This is a genomic window from Amycolatopsis sp. NPDC049868, from assembly GCF_044461365.1.
Taxonomy (GTDB): Bacteria; Actinomycetota; Actinomycetes; order Mycobacteriales; family Pseudonocardiaceae; genus Amycolatopsis.
Genome location: NZ_JBITKV010000019.1, coordinates 101,649 through 124,652 on the forward strand (window position 1 = coordinate 101,649; position 23,004 = coordinate 124,652).

Genomic DNA, 23,004 nt, shown 5'->3' on the forward strand with positions numbered 1-23,004 from the left:
TACGAACACTCTTCCAGAGGGTCCGACACCCAGCCAGAGCTGGGGGGACGACACTGATGGGTGACCGCTCGCCTCATGCTGGATACCCTCTGCAGCCGAGCTGTGGGTGGGGAAGCCGTTAGCTCGTTATGCTGAACATCGGACCGGGTGCCCCCGGTTCGCCCCTAGAACCACCGGGACCGACTTGATGACGCAACCGCCCCACGGCCAGTGGCCGCCACGCGGCGCCGTCCAGCCACCGCCCGTGCACGGCCAGCCCCCTGCCCAGTGGCACGGCGCGCCGCACCACTTCCCGACGCCGCCGCCGCGCCGGTCGGTGGGCGCGATCGTCGGTATCTGCCTCGGCGCGGTCGCCGTACTGGTCCTCGGCCTGGTCGCGATCGTTTCACTCAATCGTGACGACTCCGATCACGTAGCGAATGCGGGCTACAGCACTCTGCCGAACACGCCTTCGCAGGGGGAACTGCCGCCGAGCGGGTCTTCGTCGCCCTCGTCGTCGACGAACCCGTTCCCGACGTCACCGACCAAGGCACCGTCTTCGTCGAGCGGACCGCAGAAGATCCTCAAACTCGGTGACCACCCGATCCTCCAGGACCCGAACGCCGGCCTGCAGAACCGGGTCTGCACGCTGCCGCAGTGGCAGAGCAGCCAGCAAGCCGCCGAGGCGTTCTTCACCGCGGCGGGCAAATGCCTCGACAACGCCTGGGGCCCGTTCCTCGACGCCTACGACCTGCCGTTCACCCCGCCCGCCCTGCACTTCCCGACCGGGGCCAGCTTCGAAACCGAATGCGGCACCATCCAGGTGGGCATCGCGACGGCGGCGTACTACTGCGAGAACAACCTCTACGTGCCGTTCCGTGGTCTGCAGACCGACCAGTACGGCAACAACCCCGGCGTCTACCTGGCCCTTTTCGCGCACGAGTACGGACATCACGTGCAGGAGGTCGCCGGGCTGATGGACGCGGCCTGGCAGAAGATCTACGACGCCGGCCAGAACAGCCCGGCCGGGCTGGAGATGTCGCGGCGCAAGGAACTGCAGGCGCAGTGCTTCTCCGGGATGTTCCTCGGCGCGCACGTCGACCAGGGCGGCACGGTCAGCCGGGACATGTACAACAAGGCCTGGAACGACCAGGAGACCCGCGGCGACAACACCTCGCGCAGCCAGGACCACGGGACGAACGCGCACTACGCGTCCTGGTGGCGGGCGGGTGCGAGCAACAACCGGATCGCCGACTGCAACACCTTCTCGGCTCCGTCCAGCGCCGTTTCCTAATTTTCGCGCGTGACCGGTCCACTCACGACTGGGTGTGTGGAAATAGGGACACTCAACGTCCCTATTTCCACACACCTCTCACCTGCGGTAATACTCAGCCGCACACCGACCACATCGAGTAGTCACAGGGCGAAGGCATACGATCGCGAGCCAGGGATCAGGCCGTCGCCGGCACACGCGGCCCGCGCAACACCAAAAAGACGTACATCCCGCCCGCGAAGCAGCTGAACACCAGCAGCGCCAGCCCGAGCGGCCGCCGCGCGTCGCTCGCTCCGGCCGTCGCGTCGGCCGCGTGCACCGCGATGGCGTCACCCGAAGCCCCGTCCGGGACGACGACGTCGAGGCGTTCGCCCTTGCCGTGTCCGCAGCCGTTGAGCGAGCCCTCCGCCGGCTTGCCGCCGAACTCGAATTTGACCTTCTCGGTGGCGCCGCCGCCCGTACAGGGTGCGGGCTCGACGACCTCCGCCTGCACGGTCACCCCCTTGGTCTCGTTCGAGATACCGAACAGACCGGGCCCGGCGAACCACGCCAGGAAGATCACCAGCAGGCCGACCCCGGCCGCCACGGCCAGGGAGTTCCACCCCGGGGTGAGCCCTCTGGCGGGGTCCGATCGCTTGCGCACGCTCGCCATGCTCCCAGAACCTCGCGGCAAAGCACAGGAGCCCGGGGAGGTGGTAGCAAAGCTCCCCTGCTACCGCTCGATGGTCTCCGCCGCGGTCACCTTCCGGATGTACAGCAGCTTGTCCCCCGGCTCGATCGCGTCCGCCTGCGGCGCGTCCACGCGGTACAGGACACCGTCGCGGACGACGCCCAGCACGATATCCGGCAGATGCCGCGGCGACCCGCCCTCTTCGGACGGTTCCACCGGGCGTTCGGCGATCGCGAGACCGGACTCGGGGGTGAGCAGGTCCTCGACCATGTCGACCACCAGCGGCGTCGACGTCGCCATGCCGAGCAAGCGCCCGGCGGTCTCGCTCGACACCACGACCTGGTTCGCGCCCGACTGCTTGAGCAGGTGGACGTTCTCCGCCTCCCGCACCGACGCCACGATATGCGACTTCGGCGCCAGCTCACGGGCGGTCAGCGTGACCAGCACGGCGGTGTCGTCCCGGTTCGGGGCGACGACGACGGCGCGCGCCCGCTGGACCCCGGCGACGCGCAGCACGTCGGCGCGGGTGGCCGAGCCGTGCACGGTCACCAAGCCGAGTGACGTGGCCGCTTCGAGGGCCTGCTGGTCGGTGTCGACGACGACGATGTGGTCGGGTTCGACGTTCTCGTCCCCGAGCAGCGCGTTGACCGCCGACCGGCCCTTCGTGCCGAATCCGACGACGACCGTGTGGTCACGCACCTTCGTCCTCCACTTTTGGATCTTGAAAGCCTGGCGGGAGCGCTCGGTGAGCACTTCGAGTGTGGTACCGACCAGGACGATGAGGAAGAGCACCCGCAGCGGGGTGATCACCAGGACGTTCACCAGGCGCGCGGACGGCGTCGCGGGCGCGATGTCGCCGTAACCCGTGGTCGACAGCGACACCGTCGCGTAATAGAGGCTGTCGAGGAAGCTGAGCCCGTCGCCGTTGGCGTCGCGGTAGCCGTCCCGGTCGAGGTAGACGATCAGCACGGTCGCGAGCAGGGCGAGCATCGCCCCGATGATCCGTCTGACGATCGACCGCAGCGGGCTGACCGTCAGTTCCGGCATCCGGATCACACCGACGAGCTCGTGGTCCGGGCGGTCGCTCAGCCTGACCGGGAAACGCTTGAGAACCCTCATGCACAGGCTCCGGCCTGGTCCGCGTCACTCACGGTCGGGAGGATAGCCGAAGATCCTTCCCTTCAGCTCGGTATGCGAAGCTCAGGGCATGTCTTCGGATTCCAAACCGTCTCAGCGGCCCGCCCACTTCCTCGCCGGCCTGCTCGGTGCGGCCGGTGTCCTGCATTTCGCCCAGCCGAAACCCTTCGACGCCATCATCCCGAAGCAGCTTCCCGGCTCTCCTCGGGCCTGGACCTATGGCTCCGGCGTGGCCGAGCTGGGTGTCGCCGCGGCGGTCGCGAATCCGAAGACCCGGCGGCTCGGCGGGCTCGCGGCCGCGCTGCTTTTCGTCGTGGTCCTGCCGGGGAACGTGAAGATGGCCATCGACGCCGACCGCCGGAAGGCCCCGAAGCATTGGCGGGCGGCCTTCTGGGCCCGCGTCCCGCTGCAGATCCCGCTGGTGCTCTGGGCACTCAAGGTCCGCGACCGCGCCTAGATCGTCGGGACGCTCCGCAGAAGCTGTCGCAGGCCTTCGGCGTCCAGCAGATCCGCCGGGCGCACGGTCCTGTCGTGTTTCACGTAGTGGAACGCCGCCCGTACCTTCTCGACGGGGATGTTCTTCAAGGCCGCCCACGCCAGGCGGTACGCCGCCAGCTGCACGGCCAGCGACTCGAGCCGGTCGGCTTCCGGAACGGCACCGGTCTTCCAGTCGACGACGGTCCAGCCGCCGTCCGCGTCGGCGAACACGGCGTCCATCCGTCCGCGCACCGTCACGCCCACGACGTCCGCCGAGAACGGCACCTCGACCGCGTGCGGCACCCGATGCGCCCACTCGCTCTTCTCGAACGCGGTCTGCAGCGCCTCCAGCTCGGTATCGGGCGCCTCGTCGACGTCCGCCGCACCCGGCAGGTCGTGGATCTCCAGCAGCTGCTCGCCGCCGAACCGCTGCTCCAGCCAGCCGTGGAAAGCCGTCCCCCGGCGCGCGTAAGTGTTGGGGCGCACGGGAAGCGGCCGCCGCAGCCGGTTGGCCAGCGCGGCGGGATCTGCCGACAGCTCGACCAGCTGACTCACCGAAAGATGGGGCGGCAGGACGACCTGTTGCACCCGGTCCCGCGCCCGCGCGCGTTCCTCCAGCAGCACCTTTGTGTCGGAGATCCAACCGTCCGGATCGTCCTCTTCCTCCTGCTCGGCGTGTTCGGCCTCTTCCATCGCCCCGAGCACCATGTCGACGCCGTTGGTGACGCCCTCGCGCCGCGGCCACAGCGGATCGACCGGCCACCGCGACCGGCGGGAGTCGGCGACCAGCGGATTCTCGCCGTCGGCTTCCGGCTCGTCGGCCCAGTGCTCGATCCGGCCGACCGAGTTCCCCCGCATCACCTCGCCGATTTCGAGCAGGAACTCCGACGGGCCCTTCGGCCGCGCGCTGCTCTCGTTCCACCAATGGCCGGAGATCAGCATGGTGTGCTCGGAGCGCGTCAGCGCGACATAACAAAGCCGCCGCTCCTCGTCCGCTTCACGCGCGACGAAGCCTTCTTCGTGCAGTTCCAGCGCTTCCTGGACTTCCTTGCGGTCCGCGCCCTCGGGGATCCGTAGCTCGGGCAGGTCCTCCGAGTCGCCGCGGAGTGCGGCGGGCAGCGAGGTCGACGTCCGCAGCCACGACGACGAACGCCGCCGCCCGGGGAAGACCTCCTTAACCAGATGCGGAATCGCGACGATGCGCCATTCCAGCCCCTTGGCCGAGTGCACCGTCAGCACCTGGACCCGATCCGGGACCACCTCCACCTCGCCGGGGGTGAGCCCGTCTTCCGCGTGCGCTGCCGTGTTCAGATAGTCCACAAAGGACAAAAGGGTCGCCGTCGGCGAGGTTTCGGCGAAATCCGTGACGACGTCGGCGAAAGCGTCCAGGTGCGCGCGTCCGGCAGGCCCGGGACGCGCCAGCGACTCGACGTCGAGCAGCATCGTGCGTTCCACGTCGGCGACCAGTTCGGGCAGCGACTGGTCCAGCCGCCGTCGCAACGCCGACAGCTCGGCGCCGATCCGCCGGATTCGCCGGTACCCCTCGGGCGAATAGCGTTCCGGTGTCCCGGGATCGTCGATGGCGTCGGCGAGCCCCGCCTGCTCGACCCGCTCGGTCACCAGTACCGGTTCGTCCACATCGGACTTCCCCGACGGCGGCACCGGCGACGAGAGTTCACCGGCCCGGCGCCACAACGCCGCGAGGTCGGCCGCCGCGATCCGCCAGCGTGCCCCGGTCAGCAACCGGGCGGCCGCGCTGCCCGCGAGCGGGTCCGCGAGCACTCGCAACGTGCTCACCAGGTCCGCGACCTCGGGTTCGTCGAGAAGGCCGCCGAGACCGACGACCTCCACCGGAAGCCCGCGTGCCCGCATCTCGGCCGCGATCGGTGCCATGTCGGCCCGACGGCGCACCAGAACCGCCGCGGTCGGCGGTTTTCCGGTCTCCTCCACGGTTTCGAACCAGCGTTTCGCCACCGCGTCGGCCACCCACTCGCGTTCGGCGCGGATGTCCGGCAGCAGCGCGGCGGCGATGTCGGCGGCCCCCGCGCCTTCCAGCGCACGCAACCGCGCGACACCGAGACCGCGTTCCCGCAAGGGTTCCGAGATGGCGTTCGCGAGTTCGAGCACCTCGGGCGGATTGCGGAAACTGGTCAGCAGCCCGAAATCGAGCGCCGGGACGAGTCGTTCGCCGTTGTCACGCGGGAAGTCCGTGGTGAACCGGGGCAGGTTCGCCGCGCTCGCGCCGCGCCAGCCGTAGATGGCCTGCGCCGGGTCGCCCACCGCGGTCACCGGCATCGGCGGATGTTCGACGCCGCCGAACAGCGACCGCAGCAGGATCCGCTGAGCGTGCCCGGTGTCCTGGTACTCGTCGAGCAGGACGGCGCCGTAGCGCTCGCGCTCCCCCGCGACCACCGCCGGATAGCTGCTGGCGAGCTGCGCGGCCAGCGACATCTGGTCGGCGAAGTCGAGCGCGCCTTCCGCCCGTTTCCGCGCGTGATACGCCTCGACCAGCGGCAGGAGCGCCAGGCGGAACCGTTGCGCCGTCATGACTTCGGCCAGCTTCTGCGGCAGCGACGCGCGCTGCCCCTTCGCGCGGGGCGCGTTCTCGATGACCTCGCACAGCCAGGACGTGTACTGGGCCAGCCTTTCGGTCTCGACCAGATGCTCGCCGAGCTCCCCGGCCAGCGCCAGCAACTGCGCCGTCACCGTGGAGGGCACACGATCGGTGTCGAGATCATTGTCCCAAGTGGACACGACGCGATGCGAGAACTGCCAGGAGGACGTCTCCGAAAGCAGCCGGACGCCGGGTTGCACGGGCAGCCGCAGGCCGTGTTCGGACAGCAGCCGCCCGGCATACGCGTGATAGGTGAGCACTGTCGGCTCTCCGGCGGTCACCGTCGTGCGCAGGTCGCCGGTCGGGTCGATCCTGTCGAGCAGCCCCGATCCGACCAGCCGTCGCAGCCGGGTGCGGACGCGTTCGCCGAGCTGACGGGCGGCCTTGCGGGTGAAGGTGAGGCCGAGGACGCGTTCCGGCGGCACGACACTGTTGGCCACCAGCCACACCACGCGCGCGGCCATCGTCTCGGTCTTGCCCGCGCCCGCGCCCGCGACGACCAGCGACGGCTCGATCGGCGCGGCGATCACCTCGGCCTGCTCGTCGGTCGGGCTGTGCAGGCCGAGCGCGCGGGCGATCTCGCCCGGTTCGACCTGGCGGCGCTGGAGTTCGGAGATCAAGGGCCGGTCACCTGCCTGCCCTCGGGGCGCAGCGGACAGCAACCCCTTGCCGGGCAACGATCACAGTCCGGGTTCTCGGTGACGCCGTACTCCGGGCCCGCGGCGGATCCGGCCGCCGAGCGCACCAGCTCGAGCCACTGCTTGCCGCCGTCCTCGTCGAGCGGCGCCTGCTCGCGCTGGGTGGATCCGGTCTTGTTGTTGGACTTCGCGACGTAGACCAGCCGCGCGCCACCGGGTTTCGAACCGCCCTCGACCGCGCCGAGCAGCACGGCGAGCTGATACGCGGCCAGCTGCGGATGCTGTTCGGCGTCGGCGGCGGAGATCGGGACCTTGCCGGTCTTGATGTCGATGACGACCGGGCGGCCGTCCTTGTCCATCTCCACGCGGTCGACGCGGCCGCGCAGGAGCACGCGGACGTCGTCATCCCCGACCGGCAGTTCGACCTCGATGTCCTGTTCGACCCCGGCTTCGATCAGCTCTTTGCGGCTGGATTCCAGCCAGGAGATGAAGTTCCGCAGCATCTGCTCGACCCGCGACCGCTCGCGGCGCGAGAACCACGGCGCCCCGGCGTCGACCCGCACCCAGGCCTCGTCGAGGGCCGCGCGGATCTGCTCGTCGCTGCTTCCGCCCGCGACCGCCTGCGCGAGCCCGTGCACCAGGGTGCCCGTGACCGCCGCGAGCTGTGCCGGGTCGCTGCCGCCGTGGCGTTCGATCAGCCACCGCAGCGGGCATTTGACCAGAACCTCCACAGTGGACGGTGAGATGCGGATGAGATCGCCCGGCCCGTGCACGGGTTCGCCGGTGGAGGGTTCCAGCAGGCCGTACCAGGTGCCCGGATGCGCGCCCGGTACCCCGGCGGCGGCCAGTTTGGCGAGCTGACGCGCCGCCCGCTGCCGCCTTTCCGAGTCGCTCGGTTCGTCCCCGCTTGTATCAGCACAGACGACCTCGCGCAGTTCACCGACGAGTTCGGCCAGCACCAGCGAACGTCCGGCCGGCTTCATCCGCGAGTCGAGGCCGCCGTCGTCCGCGCCGTTCTCCTCCAGGTCGTCGATGAACCGCGAGGGCTGCTCGTCCTCCCCCGCGACCGCGCTGACCAGCAACGTCTTCCGCGCCCGGCTCGCGGCGAGGTAGAACAGCCGCCGCTCTTCGGCGAGGATCGGCGCGGTGGCGGACACCTTTTCGTCGTCGACACCGGACATGAGGTCGACCAGCCGCTCGACGCCGAGCACGGATCCGCGCAATCGCAGATCCGGCCAGCTGCCCTCCTGGACACCGGCGATGGACACGACCGTCCACTCGCGACCGGCGGACGCGTGTGCGGTGAGCAGCGAGACTCCGTCGCTCTTCATGGCCGCGGGGGCCAGCGTGTCACCCGCGATGTTCTGCGAGGACAGGTAATCCGCGAACGAGGCGACACTCGCCTTCGGCAACCTGTCGACATAGCGACCGGCCGCGTCGAAGAGCGCGACGATCGCGTCGAGGTCGCGATCCGCTTGGGAACCCAGCGATCCGCCGCGGTCGACCAGCCGCAGCAAACGCTGTTCCAGGCCGCTCGCCTGCCACAGATCCCACAGCACCTGCTCGACACCGTCCCCGCGCACCACGGCCTGGTGCGCGGCATGCAACAGACCGCCGATCCGGCGCATCGGGAGCGACTCGGCCTCGGCGAGACCGGTGAGGACATCGTTGGTACGTAAGGCTTCCACCAGCAGCTCGTCACTGGAGCGCTGCCCGCCGCCCGCGAGCTCCAACCTGCGCAAGCCGCGCCGCAGCCGCCGCAACGCGAGCGGATCCGCGCCGCCCAAGGGCGAGGAGAGCAGCATCTCGGCGAGGTCGACGTCGAGCAGTTCGGGGTCCGCGGCGAGCCGCAGCATCGCCAGCAGAGGACGGACCGCGGGTTGTTTCGCGAGCGGCAATTCCTCGGTCGCCGAACCGATCGGCACGCCCGCAGCCCGCAGAGCACGTTGCAGGACAAGGAAAGTGCGGGCGGGCGACCGGACGAGCACCGCCATCTCCGACCACGGCACGCCGTCGACGAGATGCGCGCGGCGAAGCTGATCGGCGATCCAGCTCGCCTCGGCGGCCGGGGTCGGCATCAGGCGGACCCGGACGACACCGCCCTCGGCGTCCGGCGCGTCGACGAGTTTGCGCTGCGGTGACGAGCCGGGCAGCACGGAGCCGAGTTTCGTGACAGCCGTGCGGATGACGGGTGCGAGCCGATGCGCCGTGGTCAGCAGGACCGTGCGCTCGCCGTCCTCGTCCGCGTCGGCGAACAGGCGGGGATCCGCGCCACGGAAGGAGAACACGGACTGGTCGGGGTCGCCCGCGACGACGAACTCGTCGGCCGCGTGCCCGATGAGGCGGACGAGCTGGGTCTGCAGTGGGTCGAGATGCTGCGCGTCGTCGACGAACAGGTGCCGGACGCGGCGCTGCTCGCGTTCCCGCAGATCGGGATCGTCCTCCAGCGCGAGCAGGGCGGAAGTGACCAGCTCCGCCGCGTCGAGGGCGGGCGCGCTCGCCACGCCGAGCGCGTTGCCGCCCGCGCCCTGCAACAGGGTGACCTCTTCGTACTGACTCCAGAAGCGCCCGGCCGCGATCCACTCCTCGCGGCCGCGGCGCCTGCCGAGTTCGACCAGATCCTCCGGGCCGAGCCCGCGTTCGGCGGCGCGGAGCAGGAGGTCTCGCAGCTCCTCGGCGAAACCGGGCACGCTCAGCGCGGGGCGCAGCTGCTCCGGCCAGTCGAGCGCGCCCTCCTCGATGTCACCGGCGAGCAGATCGCGGACGACGACGTCCTGCTCCGCCCCGGCCAGCAGGCGGGGCGGCGGGAGATCGTCGGCCTGCGCCTCCATCCGCAGCAGCGCGTACGCGTACGAATGCACTGTGCGCACGAGCGGCTCGCGGATCGTGCGCGGCAGCGGATCCTCTTCCGGATCGGTGGTGAGCCGATGGGTGATGTCGGCGCGCAGGACCTCGGCCGCCTTGCGGGAGGTGGTCAGGATGAGCACGCTCTCCGGATTCGCGCCCTCCGCGATACGCCGCGACGCCGCCGACGCCAGCAAGGCCGTCTTACCCGTGCCGGGGCCGCCGAGGACCCTGCGGAAACCGTCCGGGGCGGCCAGCAGGCGGCGGGCGCCGGAATCCCACTGGAAGGACGGCGTGCCGGTGACCGGCGTGCGGACCAGCCGCGCGTCGGTTCCTGCCGCTGTTCGCCGCCCGTTCACGCCCACGATGGAACCACGCCCCGCCGACACAACCTCGCAGCGGCACGGCAAAGTGGTCCCATGGATGACGAACTGCACGAGCGGGTGCGCGAGGTCATCGCGAGCGTGCCCGCCGGCTCGGTCGCGACTTATGGGGATATAGCGTCGGTTTCGGGAGCGCCGTCACCGCGGCTGGTCGGCCGGATCCTCGGCGAGGACGGCCACGACCTGCCTTGGCACCGCATTCTGCGGGCCGACGGGACACCGGCTCCGCATCTGCTCGACGAACAGCTGCAACGGCTGCGCGCGGAAGGCGTCATCGCCGACGGCCAGCGCGTCGACCTGCGGAAATACCGGTGGCAACGTGATCCCGACGACGACGCTGGTCCCGGCGCTCTCTTTTAGGTTAGCCTCCCCTAATGAGCTACATCGAGGCGAAGGTGACCGGTGTCCGGCGGCTCAGCCCGCATATGAGCAGGGTGACCTTCTCGGGGGCGTCGCTGGTGGACCAGGCGCCCGACCAGTACCTGAAGGTGTTCTTCCCGCAGCCCGGCCAGGCGGAACCCGTGCTGCCCGCGCCGCTGAGCGGTGACGAAGTGCTGTCCTGGTACCGGACCTACCTCGCGATGCCCGACGACGTCCGGCCGCCGATGCGCACGTACACCGTGCGCGCGCTGCGGCCGTCCGTGCAGGAGGTGGACATCGACTTCGTGCTGCACGGCGACGAAGGCCCAGCCTCCGCGTGGGCTTTGCGCGCTTCGGAGGGCGACAGGGTCGCTTTCCTGGGCCCGCACGGGCTCTACAACGTGCCTTCGGAGACGAACTGGCAACTGCTGATCGGCGACGAGACCGCGATCCCGGCGATCGGCGCGATCGTCGAGGCGCTGCCCGCCGGGACGCGAGCGCTGGTCTATATCGAGATCGGTGATCGCGAAGACCGGCAGGTCTTCGAAACCCAGGGAACCGTGGAGTTGCACTGGGTGGTGCGGGGTTCCGGCGACGTCGGCTCGGCGGTGCTGGAGGCCGTGCGGAAGGCGGAACTGCCGGGCGGAACGCCTTACGCGTGGATTTCCGGCGAGGCGAACATGGTGAAGCTGGCGCGGCGGCACCTCGTGCGGGAGCGCGGGGTCGACAAGCGGGCGATCTGCTTCACGGGGTACTGGCGGCAGGGGGTCAGCGAAGAGGCGGCTGGGCGTGAGGCCATGCGGCAGGCGGAGGCGGGGGAAGCTCCTGCCGAGGAGGACTGAGCGCTTATCGCGCTGTGTCATGAAAGGGTCGTTCAGGACGTTTTGCGTCCTGAACGACCCTTTCATGACATGGGGCATGCCCTGAAGGCCACCTTTGGGTCGTTGAACGTCCTGAAGGTCCCTTCGAGACATCAGCACCTGCGCCAGCAGGGCCCTGACCTGCAAAAAGAGAGCGAGGGACCTTTGCTACCACTTACGTAGCCATGCTAACCAAGCGAGAGCAAAGGTCCCTTGCTCCCTCGGAAGCCCGTGAAGGCCTCCTTACCTACCCTCAAGGTAGTGAAGGAGGCCTTCACGGATCTCCGATCGCACCTCGCACCTCAGTAGCCCCATACGCCACAGCAGCTGCGCGTGAAGGCCCCCTTCCCTCGGCTGAGCCGAGGGAAGGGGGCCTTCACGCGCGCCAAACAGAACCAAAGACCTCAGTGCGGCACCCACAACGTCACCCGGGTCCCCCGGCCCGGATGCGAATCGATCGTCCCCCGCCCGCCGACCTCCGCCAGCCGCGCCATGATCGACTGGCTGATCCCGAACCCCGGCGGCCGGTCCAGCATGCTGAAGCCGGTCCCCTGGTCCCGCGCGATGACCGCGACGCCGCCTTCGCTCTCCTCGACGCGAAGCACGACCTGTTTCGTCCCGGCGTGCTTCACGGTGTTTCGAAGCGCTTCGCGGACGGCGTCGCGGATGGCGGTCCGGCGCGCGTGCGAGAGGCGGTAGTCCTGTTCGGTCTCGGCGGCGACGAGCTGGGTGCGGAGGCCGTCGCGCGCCATTTCGGTGGCGACCTCGGCGAGGTCCGCCGCGAGGCCCCGAGCCGAAGGCGCGTCGGGGCCGGTCAGTTCGCGGCGCAGTTCGGCGGCCTGCGCCCGCGCCGTCGCGCGCATTTCCGCGAGCCGCTCCGGGGCCGCGGAATCGTCGTCCGGCGCTTCGAGCCCCATCGCTTCCAACGTCTGCAGAACGGAATCGTGCATGACCCGCTGCGTCCGCAGGCGCTCGGCGCGCTGCCCCCGCCGCATCCCGATGCCCAGCGCGAACCGGGTCCCGACTCCGAGCAGGATCAGGATCCCGGCCGTGGTCACCATCGCCACGACGAGCGCGACCATGCACCCCACCGACCGGCTCGTCGCGAGCGGATGGTCGAGCGGGAGCCCGCCGGCCCACGTCAGGAAGGCCCGGAACGGCACGGCCGCGATCAGCAGCAGACAAGCCGCGGGCAGCCCGAACGACAGCGTCCACAACGCCACCGTCCCGACCATCCACGTCCACGCGACATCGATGGCGAACGGCTGGATCTCGGTGGGCGCCGCGACGGCCACGATCGTCGTGAGTACCACGCCCACGGCGAGATCCGCGTACATCAACCGTCCGGACGTCTTCGCCCGGATCCCGCGGCCGCGCACCACCCACCAGACCGCGAAGACGTTGAGCAGCGTCCCGAGGATCGTCGTGCTCAGCACCGGCACGATCCCCGCCGACCCGTTGGAGACCAGGAAACCGATGTACACCTTCGGAAACGCGGCCACGCGGTAGAAGATCGGGCCGAGCGCGGAGTAGCGGATGGCGCGCATCAGCAGCGTGTCCGCGGAGTCCTCGCGATAACGCCAATCCGGCACCGAATCCGGGTCGGGTGCTTCGTCGGCCGGGCTCGCGCCCAGTACCGAAGAACCCTTTCGCAACATCGCACGCACGAAGGTGACCGATTGAGACTCGGACATCCGCCGCCCTCCCCGCGTCCGATGTGACGAGCCTGGCAAAGCGGACTTCCCGCGTCAAGACGGCCGAATGCGCAGTTCCGCGACGAGAAGTTTGACCAACGCGCCGAGCCGCTGACGTTCGGGCTGGACGGTCGGTACCCCGGCGGTTTCCAGCGGCGCCGCGGTCACCGGCCCGACGCATGCGCACAGCACCGGACCTCGCAGTGCGGCGAGGAGTTCCTCACGGCGCGGGCCCGCCAGCGTGAGCAGGTTCGCCGCCGCCGGAGCGGAAGTGAAGGCCAAAGCGTGCACCCGTCCGGCGATCACGCTTTCGACGAGTTCGTGCACAGGTGCGACGTCCTCGGGCGAAAGCCAGCGATACGGCTGCGCCTGGACGACATCCGCGCCCGCGTCCCGTAGCGACGCGGTGAGTTCGGGCAGCAGGGTGCCGTGCAGCTGGACCGCGACCCGTTGGCCGCGAACCCCGGCGTCGCGCAATCCTTCGAACAGTTCGGCGTTGCTCTCCTCCGGCGCGGAAAACTCCTCCCGGAGGCCGAACCCACGCACCGCGCCCACCGCTTTCGGCCCGCGCGCGAAGATCCGTGACGCCGCCAGCCGGTCCAGCAGTCGTTCGTGCAGTCCCCAGCCTTCGGCCGCCGAAAGCCAGCCACGGAATCCGGCGCCGGTGGTGACGGCGGTGAACCCGACCGGCCCGGCCAGCACGGCGTCCGTCGCCGCACGCAGTTCGGTGTCATCGGGCAGCGGGACGATCCGGATGGTGGGCGCGTGCAGCACCGTCGCGCCCTGCCGGGTCAGCGCGCCGATGAAATCGTCGGCCCGCCGCTCCGCGGTGATCCCGATCGTGATGCCGTCCAGGTCAGCCATAAACCGCGCCCATCTTCCTGATCTCCTCCGCCAGCCGCTCGCGCAGCTCCGGCGGTTCGAGCACTTCGAGGTTCCCGCCGAACCGCAGTAGTTCGCCGACGGCCGGTTCTCCCGGTTCCACGGGGAGTTCCATCGTCAGCCAGCCGTTTTCGTCCGGCTCCGCGGCTGTTTCCCGCAACGCCCGCGCTCCGACGGCCCCGAGGTAGAACGGCAGCAGTATGCGGGCGAACTCGTTCAGCCGCACCACCGCCGTCCGCGAGTACATCCGCTTTTCGAACTGTTCCGACCATTCGTGCCAATAGCGTGCGAGGTCGAAATCCGACGGCCGCTCGAAGGTCTCGCCGAGGTCTTCGAGCCGTTCGATGCGGGAGATCCGGTATGTCCGGTCGGTCCCGTCGCACCGTGCCGCGAGATACCAGTTCCCCGCCTTGAGGATCAGGCCCAGCGGATCGAGGATACGGTCGACCTTCCGCTGCCCCCAGCGTTCGTACCGGACCCTGATCCGCCGCCCGTGCCAGACCGCGTCGGCCAGTTCGGCCAGTCGCGGCAGGCTTTCGATCCCGCGATGCCAGCCGGGGACGTCCAGGTAGAACCGTTCGGCGATCTTGGTCGCCCCGGCACGCAGTTCCGACGGCATGGCCGCGTGCAGTTTGAGCTGCGCGGCGGCGAGGACCGTGCCGAGCCCGAGTTCGGTGGCCGCGCCGGGCAGACCCGCCAGCGAAAGCGCTTGCGCCTCCTCCTCGGTCAGCCCGGTCAGCCGCGTGCGATAGCCGTCGACCAGCTGATACCCGCCCGTACGCCCGCGATCGGCGTACACCGGCACGCCGGCCGCGGACAGCGCCTCGACGTCGCGGTAGACCGTCCGGACCGACACCTCCAGCTCGGTCGCCAGCTCCTCGGCCGTCATCCGGCCGCGGTTCTGCAGCAGGAGGAGGACCGACAGGAGTCTGCTCGCGCGCATGGATCCAGTATCCCCTGAAACCTGACACATCCTGACAGGTATCGCTGTCAGGGTGAACCCATGAACACGTTCGCCATGAAGAACTGGGAAGAAGCCATCGTCAGCGGCACGGAGGGCGCGCCGCGAGTCGCTTACGCGCACGCCACGCTCGCCTACAGCGGGCTGATCGAAGGTGAGTCGGTCATCGACTACCTGCTGTACTACGCGGGTGAGGGCTACGACGGCGGCCACACGACCTCTCCCGGCCTCGAACGGATCGAAGGCAGCCTGGACGGACGTAGAGGAAGCTTCGTGATCAAGCACGACACCGGATTCGACGCACAGGGGATCACCTCGACGTTCACGGTGGTCGAGGGCTCCGGAACGGGTGAACTCGCCGGGATCACCGGCGGCGGCACCACGACCGGTGTCCTCGGCGAGCCGACGATGTCCTACACGTTTGATTTTTCGCTTTGAGGAGGGCAAGTGCTCGACGTCGATCGCAAGCAGGTGCTGGCGTACCGGATCGCCGCGCACGGCCTGCACCGTGAGGAGACGGATCCGGCCGCGGCGGCCGTATTCGACCTCGGGCTGCAGGATTCCGTGCGTGACACCGCCCTGCTGGGCCTCGCCGCCCGGATCGACGGCGACATCACCCCCGGCGTCTGGGACGACGAACGTTTCGTACTCGCGTGGACGCATCGCGGCGCGCCGCATTTCCACCGCCGCGCGGAGCTGGACGCGATCCGGGCCGCACTCGTGCCTCTCGACGAGAAGGACGCGATGGCCCGGATCCTCTGGCAGCGCAAGCAGGTCGACGCCGCGGGCATGTCCGCGACGGACGCGCTGTTCACCGCTGCGAAGGCGATCCGCGAAGTCGTCACCAGTACCCAGACCAAGGGAACGGTGAGCGGCGCGGTCACGAAACTGCTCCCCGGCGGCTTGTCGTACGCCTGCCGCGGCTGCGGTGTCGTGCACATCTACGAGCAGTTGATGCGGGTCGCGTCGATCCACGCCGGGGTCCGGCTGGAGGCGGGCGCGACCCCGGCGACGCTGGCGCCGCTGGAAAGGCGCGGCAGGCTCAAGACGTCGCCGGACGCCGAGGCGGCCGCCCGCGTGGTCGAGGGCTACCTGCGGATCAGCGGCCCCGCCGCTCCCGGCGACGCCGCCGCCTACGTCGGGACGACCCGCACCGGCGTCGACGCGATGTGGCCGGACGGCTTGGCCGAGGTCCGCGTCGACGGTAAGAAGGCCTTCCTGCCGGAAGACCGGGTGGCGCTGCTGGAGAATCCGCCCGAACCGGACGTGGTGCGGCTGCTGCCGCCGCTCGACCCGTTCGTCCAGGCGCGCGACCGCGCCGTGCTGGTACCGGACAAAGCCCGGCAGAAGGAGATCTGGAAAATCCTCGGCAGCCCCGGCGCGCTGCTGGCCGACGGCGAGATCGCCGGCGTGTGGCGGGCCAAGGCGAGCGGGAAGAAGCGGCTCGATTTCACCGTCACCCCGTTCGACGCCTTCCGCCCGGCCGTCCGGAAAGCGGCCGAGGAGGAGGCGGCCCGCGTCGCCGCCGCCCGGGAATTCCCCGGCTTCCGCGTCACCTGGTCCTGACGGCGGTCCGATCGGTCCCATTCCTGGTGCCCAAGAGGTAGGCCATCGCGCAACCGCTTGCCGCCGAAGATCACGGCGGCGACCGTCGGAGATATGAGCACACAGACGGGACCCCGGACGACCGCGAGCGGCTGGGCGGCCACCGGTGACCTGCCATGGGCGCGTCAATGGGACGGTATGAACGAAGGTCCGGTCCTGCTGCCGGACGGACGTGTCCTCGCCGCGGGCGGTGGCAACAACCGAGGTGCGGTGACGTACGCCGACGCCGCGCTCTACGACCCGGGCACCGGCCAATGGACGGTCACCGGATCGCTCGCGACCAGTCGCCGCCTGCACTCGCTGACCGTCCTGCCGGACGGCAAGGTGCTGGCGGCGGGCGGTTTCCACGGCCATCCGTCCACTTCGCCCAACATCCTCACCTCGGCGGAGGTCTTCGATCCGGCGACCGGGACCTGGAGCCCGACCGGCTCGATGCACACCAGCCGCTGCAACCATCACGCGATCTCGCTGGCGGACGGCCGGGTGCTCGTGATGGGCGGCGGGAGCGAACTGCCGTCGATCGATTCCGTCGTGATCGCGTCGGCGGAGATCTACGACCCGGCGACGGGAGCATGGACCGAAACCGCGCCGATGATCCATGCCAGGGCGGCGTTCCCCGCGGTGCTGCTGCCGGACGGCAAGGTGCTCGTCGCGGCGGGCCTCATCGAAACCGGCGGCGACCTGGTCGGCTTGACCTTCTGCGAGCTTTACGACCCGGCCACCGGCACTTGGAGCCCCACCACGCCGATCGGCACCCCGGCCCCGCCCGAAAAGGGGCTGCCGCGCGTCGGCGCGCAGATGGTCGCGCTCGCCGACGGGACCGTGCTGCTCACCGGCGGCCACACCGGCGGGCCGCAGAACTGGAACTACGCGCCCTTCAGTCTCGGCGAATCCGAACGCTACGACCCGGCCACCGGCAAGTGGACCGACGCGGCGCCGATGCAGATCCCGCGCGACGAATTCCGCCTGATCCGCCTGGACTCCGGCAAGGTGCTGGCCATCGGCGGCCTCGAATACGGCGGGTACGACGCCGGATACCAGAACTCCGAGATCTTCGATCCCGCGACCGGGCACTGGGGACCGCTGCTCGGGCTCACCATCGGGAGGGCGAAGTTCGGCGCGGTCAAGCTCGCCGACGGCCGCGTCCTCATCGCGGGCGGCGCCGCCGTGCTGGCCAACGCCGGCCCGGACGGCAACCACGTCCTCATCACCAAGACCGACCTCTTCACCCCGTGACCCATCCCCCGCATTTCGTCCTCTGAACGCGATCGCGTTCAGAGGACGAAATGCGGGCGTCAGGGGTCGACGGCCAGGCGGTAGCCGCGTTTCACCACCGTCTGGACCAGTTTCGGCGTGCCCAAAGAACTCCGCAGGCGCCCGATGGCGGTCTCGACGGCGTGTTCCTCGCCGCCGTCGGGGAGCGCGGAGACCAGTTCCCGCCGCGAGAACACCCGCCCCGGCGATTCCGCCAGCGCCCGCAGGATGCCCATCGGCGCGGGCGCGATATCGCACCACTGCCCGTCGACCAGCGCCGCCTGACCCCGTAGTTCGATACTCCGCCCGCCCGCGGTCAGCCGCGGCGAACGGGATTCGAGCGCGTCGGACACCGTCCGCGCCAGCGCCCCGATCCGCGACCGCACGGGCTGCACCGTCGGGATCCCGAGCGCGGCCAACGGCGCCGCGGTGATCGGCCCGACACAGGCCGCCACGACCCGTTTCTCCAGTGCCCGCACGACTCCCGGCAGCCGCCCGGTCCGCTTCGCCACCGCCAGCATGGACGCCGCCGCGGGCGCGCTGGTGAACGGCAACGCGTCCACCGAACCGTCGAGCACCCCGTCCAGCAGCCGGTCCAGCGGCCCGGGATCGGACGGCCCGACCCACCGGTACACCGGCACCTCGATCACTTCGGCGCCCGCGGCGCGCAGACTGTCCACAAAGTACGGAAGCGGCTCGCCGTGCAGCTGCACCGCGATCCGCTGATCCTCCACACCGGAATCGAGCAGATGTCTCAGCACCTCGGCGTTGCTCTCCGAGGCGGGCGAGTAGTCCTCCGAAAGCCCGGCCGCGCGGATCGCGCCCTTGGCCTTCGGGCCGCGGGCGAGCAGCGACGACGTCCCCAGCCTGTCCAGCAGCTCCTCCCCCAGCCCCCAGCCTTCGGCCGCCTCGACCCAGCCGCGGAAGCCGATCCCGGTCGTCGCGACGACGACGTCGACCCGGTCTTCCAGCAGGCGCATGGTGGCCGACCTCAGCTCGGTGTCGTCGGCGAGCGGCACGATCCGGATCGCCGGGCCGTAGCGCACGCTCGCCCCCTTGCGCACGAACAGCGCGCCGAGCTCGTCAGCCCGTCGCGCCGCTGTGATCCCGATGACGAATCCCGCCAGGGGAAGGACTTCTGTCACGGCGAGAATTCCACCTCCACCACGCCCCCGGTGACCCGGACCCGATACGCTGCGACCGAGACTCCTTCCGCGTCGAGGCAGGCGCCGGTCCGCAGATCGAAGCGTTCCTTGTACACCGGCGAAGCCACCACGGGGACGCCGCCCGCGTCACCGACGATGCCACGCGAAAGCACCGCCGCGCCGCTGATCGGGTCCACATTGGACAGTGCGTACCATCGGTCGCCGGAGAGCCGGAAGATCGCCACCTGCGTCCCGCCTTCGAGCAGGGCGGCGACACCGGACCATTCGGCGACGGCGCCCGCCGCGCAGACGGCGGTCCAGGTGCGCTCGATCGACGTCGTCACTTCTTCACCTCCGGGATGCCCAGCAGCACGGGCACTTTCTGGTCGCGTTCGGTGCGGAACGAGATCGTCGGATCCGGGGTGCCCGGCGCGTTGACGAACGAGCTGAACTTCGCCAGCTTCTCCGGGTCCTCCAGCACGCCGCGCCATTCGTCGGCGTAGTCGCCGACGTGTTTGGCCATCGCGGCGTCGAGGTCCTCGCAGATGCCGAGCTTGTCGTCGACGATCACCGCGCGCAGGTGGTCGAGGCCGCCTTCCATTTCCTCGACCCACGGCGCGGTGCGCTGCAGGCGGTCGGCCGTGCGGACGTAGAACATCAGGAACCGGTCGATCGTCCGGATCAGCGTCTCGGTGTCCACTTCGGACACCAGCAGATCCGCGTGCCGCGGGGTCGCGCCACCGTTCCCGCCGACGTAAAGGTTCCAGCCCTTGTCGGTGGCGATGACGCCGAAGTCCTTGCTCCGCGCCTCGGCACATTCCCGTGCACAGCCCGAAACGGCCGACTTCAGCTTGTGCGGCGAGCGCAGGCCGCGATAGCGCAGCTCCAGCTCGATCGCGAGCCCGACGCTGTCCTGCACGCCGTAGCGGCACCACGTCGAGCCGACACAGGATTTGACCGTGCGCAACGACTTCCCGTACGCGTGCCCCGACTCGAACCCGGCGTCGACGAGCCGCCGCCAGATGAGCGGGAGCTGGTCGACGGTGGCACCGAAAAGGTCGATCCGCTGCCCGCCGGTGATCTTGGTGTACAGCCCGAAGTCCATCGCCACCTGCGCGATCACCATGAGCTTCTCCGGCGTGACCTCGCCGCCGGGGATCCGCGGCACCACCGAGTAGGTGCCGTTGCGCTGCAGGTTCGCGAGGAACTTGTCGTTGGTGTCCTGCAGGGTCGCCTGCTCGCCGGCGAGGATATGCCCGTTGCCCAGGGTGGCCAGGATGGACGCGATCGCCGGTTTGCAGATCGCGCAGCCGGTTCCGGTGCCGTAGCGGTCGATCATCTCGCTGAACGTGGTGATCCGGGTGGCCTGCAGGATCTGGAACAGCTCCGCGCGCGACTGCGTGAAGTGTTCGCACAACGCCTTCGACTGCTCGACACCGCACGCCGTCAGCAGCTTGCCCAGCAGCGGGACACACGATCCGCATGCCGTGCCCGCCCGGGTGCAGCCTTTGATCTTGGCGACCGAATCGCAACCCTCTTCGGTGATCGCGTGCGTGATCGCACCCTTGGAAACCGCGTTGCACGAACAGATCTGCGCCGCGTCCGGCAGCGCGTCGACACCGACGGCGGCCCCGCCACCGGCCGGGGCGAGGATCGCGCCCGGTTCGGCGGGCAGCGGCCTGCCGACCATCGCGCGCAGCGTGTTGAACTCGCTCGCGTCACCGACCAGCACACCGCCGAGCAACGTCTTCGAGTCGTCCGAGACGACGAGCTTCTTGTACGTCCCGGCGACGGCGTCGTTGAACGCCACCTCCAGCGCGCCCTCGGTCGCCGCGTGCGCGTCACCGAAACTGGCGACGTCGACGCCCATGAGCTTGAGTTTCGTCGACATGTCCGGCTCGGGGAACGTGCCCTCGCCACCGGTCAGCCGCGCCGCGACGATCTCCGCCATCGCGTAGCCGGGCGCCACGATGCCGTACACCTTGCCGTCCACGGCGGCGCATTCCCCGATCGCGTACACCGCGGGGTCGGACGTCCGGCAGGTGTCGTCGACCAGGATCCCGCCCCGCGCGCCGACCTCCAGCCCGGACGAGCGCGCCAGATCGTCGCGCGGCCGGATACCGGCCGAGAAGACGATCAGATCGACGTCGAGCTCCGTGCCGTTGCCGAGCCGCGCGAGGTAGCGTTCGCCGTCCGCTTCGATCGCGTCGGTCGACGTTCCCGTGTGGACGGTCACGTCGAGGTCGGTGATCAGCCGCCGGAGCAGGCCGCCGCCGCCCTCGTCGACCTGCAGCGGCATCAGGCGCGGCGCCATCTCGACCACATGCGGCGAAAGACCCATGTCCCGCAACGCCTTCGCGGCTTCGAGCCCCAGGAGCCCGCCACCGATGACGACCGCCGAACGACGGCCGCGTCCGGGACGCTGTGCGGCTTCCCGGATGGCGTCGAGGTCCTCGATCGTCCGGTAGACGAAGCAGCCAGGGAGATCGTGACCCGGCACCGGCGGGACGAACGGCCGCGAGCCGGTCGCGAGGACGAGCGTGTCGTACGGCTGCTCGTGTCCGGCCTCGGTGACGACGATCTTGCGGTCACGGTCCACCGAAGCGACCGTGTCACCGAGCCGAAGCTCGACCAGCGGGTCGCCCGCGTAATCCGCTCCCTCCAAAGCCAGGGAGGCCGGATCCCAAGTGTCCACATAGGACGTCAAAGCGACCCGGTCGTACGCGGGGCGCGCCTCCTCGGCGAGCACCACGACCTGCCACTGGCCGGTCTTGTCCTCGGCGCGCACGGCCTCGACGAGCCGGTGCGCGACCATGCCGTGTCCGACGACGACGAGTTTCCGCATCAGACCTCCGCTCCGGCGAGCGCCAGGCCTCGGGTGCTCGCCACCTCCGACTGCTGTTTGCGCAGATACACCGCCCACGTGACGGCGAAGCACAGCCCGTAGAAGACGAGGAAGGCGATGAAGGCGGGCACCCCGCTCTTGGTTTCCGCGAAGGACTGCCGGAAGGCCAGGTTGATGAACAGCCCGCCGAGCGCGCCGATCGCCCCGGCCAGCCCGATCAGCGCACCGGAAAGCTTGCGCGCCTTCAGCAGTTCGAGGGCCTCGTCGGCACCCTCGCTGATCGCGACCTTCGCCTTGGCGCGGAAGATCGCCGGGATCATCTTGTAGGTCGAGCCGTTGCCGATGCCGGTGAGCACGAACAGCACGATGAACGCGACGGTGAACAGCGCCAGCGAGTTCGACGTCGACGCCAGGATCAGCACCACCGTCGCCGCGCCCATGCCGACGAACGTCGCGAAGGTGACCTTCCCACCGCCGATCCGGTCGGCCAGCCAGCCGCCCGCCGGCCGCGAGAACGAACCGAGCAGCGGGCCGAGGAACGTCACCGCGGCCGCCTGGAGCGGCGTCCGGCCGAACTGGTTCTGCAGCACCAGGCCGAAAGCGAAGCTGTAGCCGATGAACGAACCGAACGTGCCGATGTAGAGGAACGACATCACCCAGGTGTGCGGATCCTTCATGACCGCGCGCATCGCCTTGGTGTCACCCTTCACCGAGGCGAGGTTGTCCATGTAGAAGTACGCGCACACCGCCGCGACGACGATCAGCGGAATGTAGATGTAGAGGACCAGCCTCGGTGCCGTCGCACCGGCCGTGCCGATGATCAGCAGCCCGATCAGCTGGATCGCCGCCACCCCAAGGTTGCCGCCACCGGCGTTGAGGCCGAGTGCCCAGCCCTTGTGCTTCTCGGGGTAGAAGGTGTTGATGTTGGTCATCGACGACGCGAAGTTACCGCCGCCGACCCCGCCGAGCGCGGCGACCAGCAGGAAGGTGCCGAGCGAAGTGCCCGGCTCCAGCACGATCGCGGCCAGGATGGTCGGGAGCAACAGCAGACCGGCGCTGATGATCGTCCAGTTGCGACCACCGAACTTCGCGACGGCGAAGGTGTACGGCAACCGCATCAGCGCACCGACCAGGGTCGGCGTGGAGACCAGCAGGAACTTGTCCGCCGCCGAGAATCCGTACTGCGGGCCCATGAACAGGACCATGACCGACCACAGTGTCCAGACGGAGAAGCCGATGTGCTCGGCGAGGATGGAGAACCAGAGGTTCCGCCGGGCGACCTTCTTCCCGGTCTCCTCCCAGAACTGCTCGTTCTCCGGGTCCCAGTGCTCGATCCAGCGCTTTCCACGAGCCTGCATGAGGTCCTCCTTGGTGGATACGTTC

General features: G+C 69.7%; 18 protein-coding genes. 7 read left to right on the top strand and 11 right to left on the bottom strand.

Annotated elements, in window-relative coordinates:
- The first annotated feature begins 187 nt into the window (after positions 1-187).
- Complete coding sequence (locus tag ACIBTM_RS42530; protein WP_395882808.1) at positions 188-1,273, top strand: neutral zinc metallopeptidase; 1,086 nt, start codon at positions 188-190, stop codon at positions 1,271-1,273.
- A 157-nt stretch (positions 1,274-1,430) separates the two neighbouring features.
- On the opposite strand, the gene ACIBTM_RS42535 is transcribed toward ACIBTM_RS42530, so the two are convergent.
- Positions 1,431-1,838: a hypothetical protein gene (locus ACIBTM_RS42535; protein ID WP_395882867.1), complete on the bottom strand. Its 408-nt coding sequence runs from the start codon at positions 1,836-1,838 to the stop codon at positions 1,431-1,433.
- Between the two features lie 126 nt (positions 1,839-1,964).
- Positions 1,965-3,041 (bottom strand): potassium channel family protein, encoded by a 1,077-nt coding sequence (locus ACIBTM_RS42540; RefSeq protein ID WP_395882809.1) that lies wholly within the window; start codon positions 3,039-3,041, stop codon positions 1,965-1,967.
- An 88-nt stretch (positions 3,042-3,129) separates the two neighbouring features.
- Here ACIBTM_RS42540 and ACIBTM_RS42545 point away from each other — a divergent pair, with 88 nt between their 5' ends.
- On the top strand, positions 3,130-3,516 hold the full coding sequence (locus tag ACIBTM_RS42545; protein WP_395882810.1) for a hypothetical protein: 387 nt from the start codon (positions 3,130-3,132) through the stop codon (positions 3,514-3,516).
- Here the strand turns inward: ACIBTM_RS42545 and ACIBTM_RS42550 are convergent.
- Complete coding sequence (locus tag ACIBTM_RS42550) at positions 3,513-6,770, bottom strand: ATP-dependent helicase (RefSeq protein WP_395882811.1); 3,258 nt, start codon at positions 6,768-6,770, stop codon at positions 3,513-3,515. The genes ACIBTM_RS42545 and ACIBTM_RS42550 overlap by 4 nt on opposite strands.
- Positions 6,767-9,997: an ATP-dependent helicase gene (locus ACIBTM_RS42555; protein ID WP_395882812.1), complete on the bottom strand. Its 3,231-nt coding sequence runs from the start codon at positions 9,995-9,997 to the stop codon at positions 6,767-6,769. Before ACIBTM_RS42555 ends, ACIBTM_RS42550 begins: the two co-directional genes overlap by 4 nt.
- Positions 9,998-10,051: 54 nt before the next feature.
- Here ACIBTM_RS42555 and ACIBTM_RS42560 point away from each other — a divergent pair, with 54 nt between their 5' ends.
- Together ACIBTM_RS42560 and ACIBTM_RS42565 are read left to right on the top strand one after the other, a co-directional pair.
- On the top strand, positions 10,052-10,375 hold the full coding sequence (locus tag ACIBTM_RS42560) for an MGMT family protein (RefSeq protein ID WP_395882813.1): 324 nt from the start codon (positions 10,052-10,054) through the stop codon (positions 10,373-10,375).
- Between the two features lie 14 nt (positions 10,376-10,389).
- Positions 10,390-11,217 carry a siderophore-interacting protein gene (locus tag ACIBTM_RS42565; RefSeq protein WP_395882814.1) on the top strand — a complete coding sequence of 276 codons (828 nt, stop codon included), beginning with the start codon at positions 10,390-10,392 and terminating at the stop codon, positions 11,215-11,217.
- 422 nt (positions 11,218-11,639) lie between these two features.
- On the opposite strand, the gene ACIBTM_RS42570 is transcribed toward ACIBTM_RS42565, so the two are convergent.
- The 3 genes from ACIBTM_RS42570 to ACIBTM_RS42580 are packed head-to-tail and all read right to left on the bottom strand — an operon-like array spanning position 11,640 to position 14,754.
- Entirely contained in the window at positions 11,640-12,929 is a 1,290-nt protein-coding gene (locus ACIBTM_RS42570) for a sensor histidine kinase (protein WP_395882815.1), read from the bottom strand.
- Between the two features lie 54 nt (positions 12,930-12,983).
- The gene (locus ACIBTM_RS42575) at positions 12,984-13,793 is read right to left on the bottom strand and encodes a uroporphyrinogen-III synthase (RefSeq protein ID WP_395882816.1); all 810 of its coding nucleotides are present in this window, start codon (positions 13,791-13,793) and stop codon (positions 12,984-12,986) included.
- Positions 13,786-14,754, bottom strand: a complete 969-nt coding sequence (locus ACIBTM_RS42580; RefSeq protein ID WP_395882817.1) for a helix-turn-helix transcriptional regulator — start codon at positions 14,752-14,754, stop codon at positions 13,786-13,788. Before ACIBTM_RS42580 ends, ACIBTM_RS42575 begins: the two co-directional genes overlap by 8 nt.
- A 60-nt stretch (positions 14,755-14,814) precedes the next feature.
- Between ACIBTM_RS42580 and ACIBTM_RS42585 the strand changes: the two genes are divergently transcribed.
- The 3 genes from ACIBTM_RS42585 to ACIBTM_RS42595 all read left to right on the top strand — a co-directional run bounded on the left by ACIBTM_RS42585 (position 14,815) and on the right by ACIBTM_RS42595 (position 17,613).
- Entirely contained in the window at positions 14,815-15,210 is a 396-nt protein-coding gene (locus tag ACIBTM_RS42585; RefSeq protein ID WP_395882818.1) for a DUF3224 domain-containing protein, read from the top strand.
- Between the two features lie 9 nt (positions 15,211-15,219).
- Positions 15,220-16,338 (top strand): DNA glycosylase AlkZ-like family protein, encoded by a 1,119-nt coding sequence (locus ACIBTM_RS42590; RefSeq protein WP_395882819.1) that lies wholly within the window; start codon positions 15,220-15,222, stop codon positions 16,336-16,338.
- Between the two features lie 93 nt (positions 16,339-16,431).
- Positions 16,432-17,613 (top strand): Kelch repeat-containing protein, encoded by a 1,182-nt coding sequence (locus ACIBTM_RS42595; protein WP_395882820.1) that lies wholly within the window; start codon positions 16,432-16,434, stop codon positions 17,611-17,613.
- Positions 17,614-17,672: 59 nt separating this feature from the next.
- Here the strand turns inward: ACIBTM_RS42595 and ACIBTM_RS42600 are convergent, their stop codons facing one another.
- The 4 genes from ACIBTM_RS42600 to ACIBTM_RS42615 are packed head-to-tail and all read right to left on the bottom strand — an operon-like array spanning position 17,673 to position 22,979.
- Positions 17,673-18,776: a uroporphyrinogen-III synthase gene (locus ACIBTM_RS42600; RefSeq protein WP_395882821.1), complete on the bottom strand. Its 1,104-nt coding sequence runs from the start codon at positions 18,774-18,776 to the stop codon at positions 17,673-17,675.
- The gene (gene nirD / locus ACIBTM_RS42605; RefSeq protein WP_395882822.1) at positions 18,773-19,120 is read right to left on the bottom strand and encodes a nitrite reductase small subunit NirD; all 348 of its coding nucleotides are present in this window, start codon (positions 19,118-19,120) and stop codon (positions 18,773-18,775) included. Before nirD ends, ACIBTM_RS42600 begins: the two co-directional genes overlap by 4 nt.
- Positions 19,117-21,621 (bottom strand): nitrite reductase large subunit NirB, encoded by a 2,505-nt coding sequence (gene nirB, locus ACIBTM_RS42610; protein ID WP_395882823.1) that lies wholly within the window; start codon positions 21,619-21,621, stop codon positions 19,117-19,119. The genes nirD and nirB overlap by 4 nt, the downstream gene beginning before the upstream one ends.
- The gene (locus ACIBTM_RS42615) at positions 21,621-22,979 is read right to left on the bottom strand and encodes a nitrate/nitrite transporter (protein ID WP_395882824.1); all 1,359 of its coding nucleotides are present in this window, start codon (positions 22,977-22,979) and stop codon (positions 21,621-21,623) included. Before ACIBTM_RS42615 ends, nirB begins: the two co-directional genes overlap by 1 nt.
- Positions 22,980-23,004: the final 25 nt, after the last annotated feature.

Coding starts and splice junctions, on each gene's coding strand:
- ACIBTM_RS42530 (WP_395882808.1), top strand. CDS start 188: ATGACGCAACCGCCCCACGGCCAGTGGCCGCCACGCGGCGCCGTCCAG.
- ACIBTM_RS42540 (WP_395882809.1), bottom strand. CDS start 3,041: ATGAGGGTTCTCAAGCGTTTCCCGGTCAGGCTGAGCGACCGCCCGGAC.
- ACIBTM_RS42545 (WP_395882810.1), top strand. CDS start 3,130: ATGTCTTCGGATTCCAAACCGTCTCAGCGGCCCGCCCACTTCCTCGCC.
- ACIBTM_RS42560 (WP_395882813.1), top strand. CDS start 10,052: ATGGATGACGAACTGCACGAGCGGGTGCGCGAGGTCATCGCGAGCGTG.
- ACIBTM_RS42565 (WP_395882814.1), top strand. CDS start 10,390: ATGAGCTACATCGAGGCGAAGGTGACCGGTGTCCGGCGGCTCAGCCCG.
- ACIBTM_RS42570 (WP_395882815.1), bottom strand. CDS start 12,929: ATGTCCGAGTCTCAATCGGTCACCTTCGTGCGTGCGATGTTGCGAAAG.
- ACIBTM_RS42575 (WP_395882816.1), bottom strand. CDS start 13,793: ATGGCTGACCTGGACGGCATCACGATCGGGATCACCGCGGAGCGGCGG.
- ACIBTM_RS42580 (WP_395882817.1), bottom strand. CDS start 14,754: ATGCGCGCGAGCAGACTCCTGTCGGTCCTCCTCCTGCTGCAGAACCGC.
- ACIBTM_RS42585 (WP_395882818.1), top strand. CDS start 14,815: ATGAACACGTTCGCCATGAAGAACTGGGAAGAAGCCATCGTCAGCGGC.
- ACIBTM_RS42595 (WP_395882820.1), top strand. CDS start 16,432: ATGAGCACACAGACGGGACCCCGGACGACCGCGAGCGGCTGGGCGGCC.
- nirB (WP_395882823.1), bottom strand. CDS start 21,621: ATGCGGAAACTCGTCGTCGTCGGACACGGCATGGTCGCGCACCGGCTC.
- ACIBTM_RS42615 (WP_395882824.1), bottom strand. CDS start 22,979: ATGCAGGCTCGTGGAAAGCGCTGGATCGAGCACTGGGACCCGGAGAAC.